General features: G+C 70.0%; 11 protein-coding genes and 1 pseudogene. 10 read left to right on the top strand and 2 right to left on the bottom strand.

Going from position 1 to position 11071, the window contains the following annotated elements:
- Positions 1-185 precede the first annotated feature (185 nt).
- Together OG953_RS10145 and OG953_RS10140 are read left to right on the top strand one after the other, a co-directional pair.
- On the top strand, positions 186-1418 hold the full coding sequence (locus OG953_RS10145) for an SAV2148 family HEPN domain-containing protein (protein WP_405683587.1): 1233 nt from the start codon (positions 186-188) through the stop codon (positions 1416-1418).
- Positions 1419-1510: 92 nt separating this feature from the next.
- A complete protein-coding gene (locus OG953_RS10140) occupies positions 1511-2239 on the top strand; it encodes a 3'-5' exonuclease (protein ID WP_405683585.1) in 729 nt (242 codons plus the stop codon).
- Positions 2240-2378: 139 nt separating this feature from the next.
- Here OG953_RS10140 and OG953_RS10135 read toward each other — a convergent pair whose 3' ends face one another.
- Positions 2379-3245, bottom strand: a complete 867-nt coding sequence (locus tag OG953_RS10135) for a phosphotransferase enzyme family protein (RefSeq protein WP_405683583.1) — start codon at positions 3243-3245, stop codon at positions 2379-2381.
- A gap of 125 nt (positions 3246-3370) precedes the next feature.
- On the opposite strand from OG953_RS10135, the gene OG953_RS10130 reads away from it, so the two are divergent.
- The 7 genes and pseudogenes from OG953_RS10130 to OG953_RS10100 all read left to right on the top strand — a co-directional run bounded on the left by OG953_RS10130 (position 3371) and on the right by OG953_RS10100 (position 9236).
- The gene (locus OG953_RS10130) at positions 3371-4321 is read left to right on the top strand and encodes a carbohydrate ABC transporter permease (RefSeq protein ID WP_405683581.1); all 951 of its coding nucleotides are present in this window, start codon (positions 3371-3373) and stop codon (positions 4319-4321) included.
- Positions 4318-5157 carry a carbohydrate ABC transporter permease gene (locus tag OG953_RS10125; protein ID WP_405683580.1) on the top strand — a complete coding sequence of 280 codons (840 nt, stop codon included), beginning with the start codon at positions 4318-4320 and terminating at the stop codon, positions 5155-5157. Before OG953_RS10130 ends, OG953_RS10125 begins: the two co-directional genes overlap by 4 nt.
- Positions 5157-6452, top strand: coding sequence for an ABC transporter substrate-binding protein (locus tag OG953_RS10120; RefSeq protein WP_405683578.1), 1296 nt, complete (start codon positions 5157-5159; stop codon positions 6450-6452). Before OG953_RS10125 ends, OG953_RS10120 begins: the two co-directional genes overlap by 1 nt.
- A gap of 17 nt (positions 6453-6469) precedes the next feature.
- Positions 6470-7702, top strand: coding sequence for a macrolide-inactivating glycosyltransferase (gene mgt, locus OG953_RS10115; RefSeq protein WP_405683576.1), 1233 nt, complete (start codon positions 6470-6472; stop codon positions 7700-7702).
- A gap of 228 nt (positions 7703-7930) precedes the next feature.
- Positions 7931-8146, top strand: a pseudogene (locus tag OG953_RS10110) (S8 family serine peptidase); the annotation flags it as partial.
- 122 nt (positions 8147-8268) lie between these two features.
- Positions 8269-8844 carry a DUF1697 domain-containing protein gene (locus OG953_RS10105; RefSeq protein ID WP_405683574.1) on the top strand — a complete coding sequence of 192 codons (576 nt, stop codon included), beginning with the start codon at positions 8269-8271 and terminating at the stop codon, positions 8842-8844.
- A complete protein-coding gene (locus OG953_RS10100) occupies positions 8841-9236 on the top strand; it encodes a DUF4440 domain-containing protein (protein WP_405683572.1) in 396 nt (131 codons plus the stop codon). The genes OG953_RS10105 and OG953_RS10100 overlap by 4 nt, the downstream gene beginning before the upstream one ends.
- A gap of 273 nt (positions 9237-9509) precedes the next feature.
- On the opposite strand, the gene OG953_RS10095 is transcribed toward OG953_RS10100, so the two are convergent.
- Positions 9510-9950 carry an aldo/keto reductase gene (locus OG953_RS10095; protein ID WP_405683570.1) on the bottom strand — a complete coding sequence of 147 codons (441 nt, stop codon included), beginning with the start codon at positions 9948-9950 and terminating at the stop codon, positions 9510-9512.
- Positions 9951-10452: 502 nt separating this feature from the next.
- Between OG953_RS10095 and OG953_RS10090 the strand changes: the two genes are divergently transcribed.
- Complete coding sequence (locus OG953_RS10090) at positions 10453-11037, top strand: TIGR03086 family metal-binding protein (protein WP_405683568.1); 585 nt, start codon at positions 10453-10455, stop codon at positions 11035-11037.
- Positions 11038-11071: the final 34 nt, after the last annotated feature.

Raw genomic sequence — 11071 nt, 5'->3', positions numbered from 1 at the left:
GTACAGAGCCCCGGACGGGGTGCTCAATCACTATGAATCCGCTCACTACGGCAGATCTTGCCGTCGGGAACATGCCTGCTTCGTAGGGGAGTTGAGGAAGCAGCCTGCGCATCCGGCTGCACCGGATCCCGCTCGCGGAGTACCCTTCCTTGATCGTTGGTGGGGGAGTGGAAGGCGGTGCGCGGGTGAGCTCGGGAGGGTTCGAGCTGCCCCCAGGTGACACAGGTCACGAGGGGGACTCAACCGATGCCCCGCCCGGGGCGGTCTCACTTGCGCAGCCCATGGAGATCGGCGCGGAACTGGACTGGGGAGCGGACGCCTGGAGCGAGGTGCGCACGCGCGCCCAGCGGGCCGGGCGTGCCTATATCTGGCTGAATCTCGTGGAGCAGCGGCTGCGCGCCGTGGTTGCCGCGGTGCTCCGGCCCATCTACGAGCCGGTCCACGGCGAGGACTGGGTGGTGGCCGCCGCCGGACCCGCCGGGCAGGAGTGGGTGCAGCGCGCCGTCGCCGTACGTGAGGTCTCCCGCCGCAAGGGCTATCTGCTGGACCCGGCCGACGACAACGTTCTCAGCTTCCTCACGCTGCCGCAGCTGCGTGAGCTGATGGTCCAGCACTGGCCGTGCTTCGAGCCGTACTTCGACGACCGGCGCGAGGTGGAGCTGGCGCTCGACGAGCTGGAGGTCGCCCGCAACGTGGTCTCCCGCAACCGCGCCCTGAACGAGGCGGTCCTCGCTCAGGCCGAGCGCGCCTCGGCCCGGCTCCTGGAGATCCTGGGCAGTGGCGCCGCGGTCCCGTCGGCCGACCGGCTCCCGGTCGACGCCGTCGAGGAGCTGGTCGGCGACCGGTACGCGGACGTGGTCTCCGTCCATTCCGACCGGGTGCGGCTCCAGCGCCAGCTGCCCGCCGAGGATCTCTTCGGGGGTTCGCGCCGGCTCGACGCGATCGGCATAGGACTCAACCTGCTCGTGCAGAACTTCTCCGGCCGCAGGCTGATCCGGCTCGCCGAGTCGGGCTGCCGGGTCCGGCTGCTCTTCATCAACCCGGCGAGCAGCGCGGTCAAGCGCCGGGAGCGGGAGCTGGGTATCAAGAAGGGCGAGCTGAGCCGGTCGGTGGAGATGAACATCCTCCATATGCGCCGGGTCCGCTCCAAGCTCCGCGATCCGGGCGCCTTCGAGATCCATGTCTTCGACGAGACGCCGCGCTTCACGGCCTATCTGGTGGACGGCGACGGGACGGACGCGGTCGGGGTCGTCCAGCCGTATCTGCGGCGCGCACGCGGCATGGAGGCGCCCGTGCTGGTGCTGCGAGGCGGCGGCCGCGCGGTGGTCCGGGCGGGTCAGGACAACGAGCACGGGTTGTTCGAGACGTACCGCGAGGAATTCGAGTCCGTGTGGACGGACTCCCGGCCCGTCTCCTGAGGGGCTGTTCCCGAGGGGTTGTCCGTCCGTTGTCAGTGGTGCATGCGAGGGTGGTCATCACCTGGGGGAGAGCACCACGAAGGAGGTACGGGATGAGCTGGCACCGGGAGGCGCTGGTCGGCTTCGACCTGGAGACGACGGGCACGGAACCGCTGGAGGCCCGGATCGTGACAGCCGCGGTCGTCGGCGTCGGCGGCAGGGACGGGGAGCCGGTGCGGCAGCGCACCTGGCTGGCGGATCCGGGCATCCGGATTCCGGCACAGGCCTCGGCGATCCACGGCATCAGCAGCGAGCGGGCGGCGGCGGAGGGCCGACCGGTGCGCGAGGTGGCCGACGAGATCGCCGAGACACTCACCGGCTACTGGCGCCAGGGGGTTCCGGTCGTCGCGTACAACGCGGCTTTCGACCTGACGCTGCTGACGGCGGAATTGCGGCGGCACGGGCTTCCGTCACTGAGCGAGCGGCTCGACGGGGCCGGTATCGGGCCGGTTGTCGACCCGTACACCATCGACCGGGCCGTCGACCGCTACCGCAAGGGCAAGCGCACCCTCGAAGCGGTCTGTGTCGAGTACGGCGTGGTGCACGGCGGCGCCCATGACGCGGGGGCGGATGCGCTGGCCGCGGTCCGGGTGGCGTACGCGATAGCCGAGCGGCACGGCTCGGTGGCCGAGCTGACCGCCGCCGAGCTCCATGAGCGCCAGGTGGAGTGGTACGCGCAATGGGCTGCGGACTTCCAGCAGTTCCTGCGCCGCAAGGGCACGGCGGACGCGGTGATCGACGGCCACTGGCCGCTGCGGGAGCCGGCCCGGGTGACCGGCTGAGAATTCGAGTCCGTCCGGCGCGCGCGTCTACGGCGACGTCGGGGGAATATCAAGTCCGTCCGGCGCTTGCGGACATCCGTTGAGCCCGTCCGGCGCTTGAGGACGCAGCGGCCACCGGACGGCCCCGGTCAGTCGAGTCCTAGAACGGATACCACCGCACCGCCGGGTCGCCGTCGCGCAGCGACGCCACCCGGCGGCGGAACTCCGCGAGCGCTTTCGGATTGGTCGGCGCGTGCTGGGACACCCACGCGCAGCTGGCCGTCTCCCGCGCCCCGCGCAGCACCGCGCAGCCGTCCCATTCGCGGACGTCCCAGCCGTACGCGGCGGTGAAGGCGTCGTACGCCTCGACCGCCAGCCCGTACCGGTCCCGGGACAGCGCCGGCACCACCAGGTCGTGCTCGCGCAGATCTGCGGAGAAGGTCTCCAGATCGACCAGCACCGGCCCGTTCGGACCGACATGGACATTGCGCGGGAGGGCGTCGCCATGGATCGGCCCGGGCGGCAGATGGGGGATCAGCGCGGCCGCAGCCGCCGCGAAGCCGTCGCGGCGCTCACGCAGATAGTCGGCGTCGGCCGGGTCGATCGCATCGCCCGCGAGCCGCAGCCAGCGCTCGACCCCGCCCAGCAGCTCACGGCGCGGAAGGGCGAAACCGTCCGGGGCGGGCAGCGCGTGGACCAGGGTGAGCAGCCGCGCCAGATCCTGCGGCTCGGCAGGGCGTACGGCGTCGGGCAGCCGGTGCCAGAGCGTCACCGGGTGGCCCTCCACCAGCCGCGCCCCGGGCTCGGCGACCCGTACGGCGGGGACACCGGAGGCGGCCAGCCACTGAGCGACGGCCACCTCGCGCTCGGCCCGGTCCCGCAGTTCCGGGTTCTGTACGGCGTCCCGGCCGACCTTGACCACCAGGTCGTCCACGGCGAATACCGCGTTCTCACCCAGCGCGAGCAACTCCGCACCGCCGGACAGTCCGGCAGCGGTCAGCACCTCGCGCGCACGCATCTCGTTCATGGCTCCGATTTTCGCATCCGTGCAGGTTGCCTTGACGAACCGACGGACCGTCAGCACGATGACGAGGGCCACCTGAGCGGCCAGAACGGTATGAAACCGATCGAATGACGCAAGGGGGCGAATTTATGACATTAGCGAGTGCAACCGTACGATCCGGAAGGCACGGTCCGCCCGGCAACCCGCACGACAAGCAGACCCGGCCGGTCAACCGGAACGCCGGCACCTGGTTCCTGGTACTGCCCGCGCTGATCCCGATCCTGATCCTCAGTGTCGGCCCGCTCCTCTACGGCATCGCGCTGGCCTTCACCGATGCCCAGTCCGGCCGCACCCGCTCCACCCAGTGGGTCGGCGGGCTGAATTTCCAGGACCTGCTCCACGACGCCCTGTTCTGGGACTCGTTCCGGATCGGTCTGCTGTGGGCGGTCGGCGTCACCGTCCCGCAGTTCGTACTGGCGCTCGGCCTCGCCCTGCTGCTCAACCAGAATCTGCGCATGCGCTGGCTGGCGCGGGCGCTGGCGATCATTCCGTGGGCGATGCCCGAGGTGGTCGTCGGCATCATGTGGCGGCTCGTCTACAACCCGGACGCGGGCATCCTCAACGAGACGATCCGCGATCTCGGCCTCGGCGACGGCCGGGACTGGCTCACCGGGCTCGCCACCGCCCTGCCCGCCGTGATCGTCGTGGGCGTCTGGGCCGGCATGCCCCAGACCACCGTCGCCCTCCTGGCCGGACTGCAGAACACCCCGCACGAACTCCACGAGGCGGCCGCCCTGGACGGCGCAGGTGCCTGGCGCCGGTTCCGCACAGTCACCTGGCCCGTGCTCAGACCGGTCGCGCTCTCCATCACCGCGCTCAACTTCATCTGGAACTTCAACTCCTTCGCCCTGGTCTACGTACTGACCAACGGAGGACCCGGCGGCCGCACCCGGCTGCCGATGCTCTTCGCGTACGAAGAGGCCTTCCGCTACGGACAGTTCGGCTACGCCGCGGCGATGGGCTGTGTGATGGTCGCGGTGATCTCCGTGATCCTCGCGGTGTATCTCGTCGGCCGGCTCAGGGGAGGCGAGGACCGGTGAGCCTGCGTACCAGCAGATCCGCACGCGCCGGACAGTACGTCGCGCTGCTCGGTTATCTCGTCTTTCTGGCGTTCCCGTTCCTGTGGTTGATCTCCACCGCCTTCAAACCGGCGCGCGAACTGGGTTCCCTGCACCCGACCTGGATCCCCGAGCATCCGACGCTGGACAACTTCCGCAAGGCATTCGACGAACAGCCGCTGCTCCAGGCCGCCGCCAATTCGCTGATTGCCGCGCTCTGCGCCGCCATCGTCGCGGTGCTCATCGCCACGCCCATGGCCTATGTCATGGCCCGCCACCGCTCCAGGCTCTCGACGGCCACCACCGGATGGGTCGTGGTCAGCCAGGCGTTCCCGTTCGTCCTGCTGATCATTCCGCTCTTCCTGGTCCTGAAGAATCTTCATCTGATCAACACCCTGTGGGGGCTGATCATGGTGTACGTCGTCTGGGCGCTGCCCTTCGCGCTGTGGATGCTGGTGGGGTACGTACGGGCCGTGCCCGCCGAGGTCGAAGAGGCCGCCTCGGTCGACGGCGCGGGCCGGCTGCGGACGCTCGTCTCGGTCACCGCCCCGCTGCTGGCCCCCGGCATCGTCGCCACCGCACTCTTCGCGTTCATTACCGCATGGAACGAGTTCTTCTTCGCACTCGTCCTGCTCAAGACACCGGAGAAGCAGACCTTGCCGGTCGTACTGACCCACTTCATCGGCGCGGAGGGCGCGGCCGATCTCGGGCCGCTCGCCGCCGCCGCTTTCCTCGCGACCCTTCCTTCGCTGGTCATCTTCGCGGTCATCCAGCGGCGGATCACGGGCTCCATGCTGGCCGGGGCGGTGAAGAGCTGATGCGTGAACTGCGGACGGCGGCCGGTGCGGTGGCCACCGTGCTGACCCTGCTGCTCACCGGCTGCGCGGGGATGGGCGGCGGTAGGGAGGACAACGGGCGGACCGAGCTCAGCTTCCAGTCGCTGGCCTGGCAGAAGGAGTCCGTCGACGCCAACAGGCAACTGGTGAAGGAGTGGAACGAAACCCACCCCGACATCCATGTCAACTACGTCCAGGGCAGCTGGGACACCGTCCATGACCAGCTGCTCACCTCCTTCGAGGGCGACGAGGCGCCGGATGTCATCCATGACGCCTCCGACGACCTCGCCGACTTCGCGTACGGTGGCTACCTCGCCGATCTGCGGACGCTCCTGCCGGACCGGCTGACCGCCGACATCCCGCAACAGAGCTGGCGGACGACCACCTTCGGCGACGGCGTCTACGGAGTGCCGTTCCTCCAGGAGCCCCGTGTCCTGATCGCCAACACCAAGATCCTCGAGGAGTCGGGGGTCCGTATCCCGACCCCCGGCAACCCCTGGAGCTGGACCGAGTTCCGGCAGATCACCAAGGAGCTGACGGGCAAGGGGCGATACGGCGTCGCCTGGCCGCTCAAGGAGCCCGTCTCCGTCACCCTCAACCTCGGCCTCTCCGCCGGCGGCCGGCTCTTCCACCCGGGCGCCGACGGCAAGGTGACCATCCGCGCGGGCGAGGGTGACCAGGTCGTCCCCGGCACCATTCACGACCAGGTCGACATCGATCACAGCGCAGCCCGCACCGCGCTCGGCATGGGCGGCTCCGACACCCTCCCCGGATTCTTCGGCGGCAAGTACGCGATGGTTCCGCTCGGGTTCTCGTACCGCCAACAAGTCGTCGAGCAGGCCCCCGAGGGCTTCGAGTGGACGGTCCTGCCCGCCCCGGCCGGCAGCGGGGGCCTCGCCCAGGGGGTGAGTCCGCAGACCCTCTCCGTCTCGGAGGCCAGTCCGCACAAGAAGGAGGCCGCGCAGTTCATCGACTTCCTGCTCCGGCCGCAGAACATGGTGCGCCTGGCCAAGGGCGACTGGATGCTTCCGACCGGCACCGCGGCCCTCGCGGACTCGGCCCTGCACACCGACAAGGACGGCTGGTCGACCGGGGTCGCCGTGGCGAAGGCGCTGCGGCCGGCGCCCGCCCAGTCGGTCCGCGGCTACCCGGAATGGAAGGACAAGGTCGCCACACCCGCCCTCCAGGAGTACTACAGCGGGGCGATCGGCGCGGAAGAGCTGAGGAAACGTCTGGTCGACGACGGGAACAGGGTGCTGGCCCGCTATCAGCGCTGAGGTATCCCGAAAATCAAATGCACGAGACGTCTCGTCTCGACTACGGTGAGGGCATGCCGAATACCGAGCGCGCCCATATCGCCATGTTCTCCATCGCCGCCCACGGGCACGTGAACCCGAGCCTGGAAGTCATCCGGGAGCTCGTCGCCCGTGGGCACCGCGTCAGTTACGCCATCCCGGCGTCGTTCGCCGAGAAGGTCGCCGCCACCGGCGCCGAACCGGTGCTCTACACCTCGGTGCTGCCGACCGAAGAGGCCCCGGACGCCTGGGGCGCCGAACTCATCGACAACCTCGAACCCTTCCTCGACGACGCAGTCCAGGCCCTGCCTCAGCTCATCAAGGCCTTCGACGGGGACGAGCCCGACCTCGTCCTGCACGACATCACCTCCTACCCGGCGCGGGTCCTCGCCCACCGCTGGGGTGTGCCCGCCGTATCCCTCTCGCCCAACCTGGTCGCCTGGGACGGATACGAGGAGGAGGTCGGCGAGCCGATGACCGCCGAGCTGAAGCGGTCCGAGCGCGGGCAGGCGTACTACCGGCGCTTCCAGGACTGGCTCACCGAGAACGGGATCGACCAGCACCCGGACCCGTTCGTCGGCCGGCCGTCGCGGTCGGTCGTCCTGATCCCCGAGGTGCTCCAGCCGAACGCCGACCGTGTCGACAAGGCGGTCCACACCTTCGTGGGTGCCTGCCAGGGCGACCGCGCTGACCAGGGGGAGTGGCAGCGCCCCGAGAGTGCCGAGAAGGTGCTGCTGGTCTCGCTCGGCTCGACCTTCACCAACCAGCCCGGTTTCTACCGCGACTGCGTCACGGCCTTCGGCTCTCTGCCCGGCTGGCACGTCGTGCTCCAGGTCGGCGCCTGGGTCGACGCCGCCGAACTCGGCGACGTACCGGCCAATGTGGAGGTGCATTCCTGGGTGCCGCAGCTCTCGGTGCTGAAGCAGGCGGACGCCTTCATCACCCACGCGGGTGCCGGGGGCAGTCAGGAGGGGCTCGCCACCGCCACCCCGATGGTCGCCGTGCCGCAGGCCGTCGACCAGTTCGGCAACGCCGACATGCTCCAGGCGCTCGGCGTCGCCCACCATCTCCCGATGGCGGAGGTGACCCCCGAGTCGCTGCGGGCGGCCGTGCTCGGCCTGGTGGGTGACCCCGAGGTGGCGAAGAGGGCCGCGGCCGTGCGGGAGCGGATGGCGGGGGAGGGCGGCACGAAGAGGGCGGCCGACCTCATCGAGGCCGAACTGCCCACCTGACGGGCGGGGGCGGAATCAAGCCGTCTCCTCGTCCACCCGGGCGAGCCGGCGGGGTCCGTCTTCCCTCTTGCGAAGTGCGCGGGTCGCCGCTGCGGGAGCGGCAAGCCCCGTACGTGTGACGGATGTTGCCTCGACCGTGCCCGACTTGGGTGCGGCTGGCCGGGCACCTCCCTCGCCGGAGCCGCGCCGGCTCCCGCGACGGGCACCGTCTACGGTGCTGACGCGGCGACCGCCTGGAACGACAGCGACGACGGCTCCAACACCATCTCCGGTACGTCCATGGCGACCCCGCACGTCGTCGGTGCCGCCGCCGTCTACCTCTCGGGACACCCGGACACCACCCCGGCGGAGGTCGCCACGGCACTGACCGAAGGAGCCACCCCCGACGTGATCTCCCATGCGACCGAGGGCACGCCGAACAAGCTGCTGAAGGTCGTTGAGTAACCGGCCCCCGCAGCCGTGACCGGGCGGCAGACGCCCGACGCAACGCAATCGGCGGCCGCCGCGCCCTCCCCCACGGGGCGCGGCGGCCGCACCGCGTGGACGGATCGTCCTATGGTGTGCCCATGACGATGTACGCGGCGCTGTTGCGCGGGATCAATGTGAGCGGCCACAAGAAGGTTCCGATGGCCGAGCTCCGCACGCTGCTCAGCGAACTCGGCCACGGGGACGTCCGTACCCACCTGCAGAGCGGCAACGCCGTCTTCAGCAGCGCGTCGGACGACGAGAACGCACTCGCCGCCGAGTTGGAGCGGGCCATCGAGAAGCGGTTCGGCTTCCCCGTCCCCTGCCTGGTCCGGGACGGCGCCTACCTCGCGACAGTTGCCGCGGCCTGCCCGTTCCCGGCCACCGAACTCGAAGGCAAGCAGCTGCACATCACCTACTACGGGCAGCCGGTCGACGCCGGCCGCTTCGCCGGGATCGACCCGGCGGCCTTCCTCCCCGAGGAGTTCCGGCTCGGCGACCGCGCGCTCTACCTCTATGCCCCCGACGGACTGGGCCGTTCCAGACTCGCCGATGCCCTCTCCCGGCCGTCCCTCACCAAGGGTGTCATCGCCACCTCGCGCAACTGGAACACCGTGGTCAGGCTGGTGGAGATGACCGCGCCGACGGGTACCGCAAACGACGGAGCCCGCACATGAGCGAACCGTCCCCCGGCGTGGCCGCAGCGGTGGAGGGCGAGCTTCGCCTCCTCGACCCGGTGGTACGCGCCTCCGCCGAACTTCTCTCCCAGGTGCTGCACCCCGAGTACCGCGAGATCGACTCCGCAGGCCGGGTCTGGGACCGCGACACCATGATCGCCTCGCTCACCGCCGAGAACGCCCCGCACCCCGGCCCGCTCACCGCGTCCCGGATGCGCGGAGTCCAGCTGGACGACCAACTCGTCCACCTCACCTACGACACCGAGACGAAGGGGCACCTCGCCCACCGCAGTTCGCTGTGGCGACTGAACGGCGCGGGCTGGGTGCTCTACTTCCACCAGGCCACGCCGTTCAGCGACGCCGCGAACGCCGGTCCCGCCGCCGACGGATGAACCCGTTCAGCGACGGGTGACGCGCTGCGCCCGCGCCGTCCACCGGCCGTCCGTACGACAGATCCGCACCGGATGTCCGAAGCAGCCGCCGACCTGATCGGTGGTCAGTACCTCGTCGGCCGGACCCGATGCCACACACCGGCCGCCCCGTAGCAGCATCGACGAGCAACACACCCTCGGCCCGGATCGCCGGGACAGCGGCGGGGGAACCGGAAGCACCGCCTGGGGCGGGAACAGCGGCGGTGGTACGTGTGGTCACGTGCCGGTACTCCTTCATGCGGGTGCGAGCGCCTCCAGGCAGCTCATGTCCTCGGCGGACAGCCGGATCTCCCGCGCCCCCAGGTTCTCCGCCAGATGGACGGGCGAACCGGTGCCCGGAGTCGGGCACAGCACAGGGGAGCGATGCAGCAGCCAGGCGAGGGCGATCTGCCCACGGGTGGCATCGTGCCGATCGGCGACACCGGCGAGCGCCGCAGCTGCCTCGCCGGTCAGAGCACCGTTGGCCAGTGGGAACCAGGGCAGAAAAGCCAGGTGGTGGGCCTCGCACACCTTCAGTACCGCGTCCGACGAACGGTCGAGGAGATTGAAGCGGTTCTGCACCGAGGCGATCCCGGTCAGGGAGAGAGCCTGCTCCAGCTGGTCGGCGGTGAGGGTGTCCAGACCGATGTACCGGACCTTACCGTGGGCAGTGAGCAGGAGTGGGCCCTGTCTCACCGGCGCGCCCCGAACGGTGTTGGGCGCGCTGGTTCTCCGCTTTCTCGTCCTGGGCGGCGACGCATATCACGTATGCGGTCCGTCCCAGGCGGGCGGAATCCCTACGACCTGGCCATGTGGGTGTGGCCAAAGGCGACGGGGAGGCCCCGAACCATCACTCCGGTGATACGGGGGCCCCGACTGCTGACGCCACACCCGGCGTCCCAGATCGCGTCACACACATTACGCACACCCCGTCGGGCGCTGCCACTGATCGTCACGCCGTTCGCTCAATCATGCCCATGTTCGCCAAAACAAGTTATTGGCCCGGTAGTTATGCCCCGCTGGGGGCCGACGAGATGGCTCGTCCGATCGCCGCCGACCTGGAGAAGCCCAAGCTGCGCGCCCCGGTCGAGCCGGATATGGCGTCGCCCTCGTCGACGCCGCCACCTGAAGCGGCGGGTCCGGCCGGCGTCGCCTTTCTTCAATACCGTTGTCAGTGGCCCGTCCTAGTCTGGGACGCATGAAGAACGAGCACGCTCACATGACCGAAGTCGCCGGCGAGGCGGCCCGTATCGCCCGCTCCATCAGCGCCGAACAGCTCGACGTACCCACCACACCCTGCGGCGACTGGGACCTGCGCGGACTCATCAACCACTGGGTGCTGTACACCTCCTACGGCCTGGAGCACCGCGCCCTGCGCAAGGACCTTCCCGACGAGCTCACCACCTGTGACTTCACCGCCGACGCCGACTGGGCGCAGAAGTACGCGGCGCAACTGGACCGCGCCGTCGCCGCCTGGTCGGACCCGGCGGTCTGGGAGGGCGAGATCGACCTCGGGGGTTCGACCTCCCCGTCCTCCGAGATCGCCGCGATGCTCATCGAGGAGACGGCCCTGCACACCTGGGACGTGGCCCGCGCCATCGGAGAGGAAGTCCGGCTCTCCGACGCGGCGGCCGCCTATGTCCTCGATGTCGTCGACGGCAGCGCCGCGCTCTACCGGCAGTACGACGGCTTCGCCGACGAGGTGACGGTGCCCGCATCGGCGTCGGTGTTCGAACGGGCGCTGGCCCACAGCGGCCGCGACCCGCACTGGACCGGGGCCTGAAAGTGGCCCGGTTGACCGGACGGTGAATGACCCG

This window comes from Streptomyces sp. NBC_00057 (assembly GCF_045041165.1).
Classification (GTDB): domain Bacteria; phylum Actinomycetota; class Actinomycetes; order Streptomycetales; family Streptomycetaceae; genus Streptomyces.
The sequence above is the reverse complement of the archived record's forward strand: the minus strand, read 5'-3'. Positions and strand labels throughout refer to the sequence as shown.

What these genes read in the sequence shown, in the direction of transcription:
- OG953_RS10140 (WP_405683585.1), top strand. Translation starts at nt 1,511, where the DNA reads ATGAGCTGGCACCGGGAGGCGCTGGTCGGCTTCGACCTGGAGACGACG.
- OG953_RS10135 (WP_405683583.1), bottom strand. Translation starts at nt 3,245, where the DNA reads ATGAACGAGATGCGTGCGCGCGAGGTGCTGACCGCTGCCGGACTGTCC.
- OG953_RS10130 (WP_405683581.1), top strand. Translation starts at nt 3,371, where the DNA reads ATGACATTAGCGAGTGCAACCGTACGATCCGGAAGGCACGGTCCGCCC.
- OG953_RS10120 (WP_405683578.1), top strand. Translation starts at nt 5,157, where the DNA reads ATGCGTGAACTGCGGACGGCGGCCGGTGCGGTGGCCACCGTGCTGACC.
- mgt (WP_405683576.1), top strand. Translation starts at nt 6,470, where the DNA reads ATGCACGAGACGTCTCGTCTCGACTACGGTGAGGGCATGCCGAATACC.
- OG953_RS10105 (WP_405683574.1), top strand. Translation starts at nt 8,269, where the DNA reads ATGACGATGTACGCGGCGCTGTTGCGCGGGATCAATGTGAGCGGCCAC.
- OG953_RS10100 (WP_405683572.1), top strand. Translation starts at nt 8,841, where the DNA reads ATGAGCGAACCGTCCCCCGGCGTGGCCGCAGCGGTGGAGGGCGAGCTT.
- OG953_RS10090 (WP_405683568.1), top strand. Translation starts at nt 10,453, where the DNA reads ATGAAGAACGAGCACGCTCACATGACCGAAGTCGCCGGCGAGGCGGCC.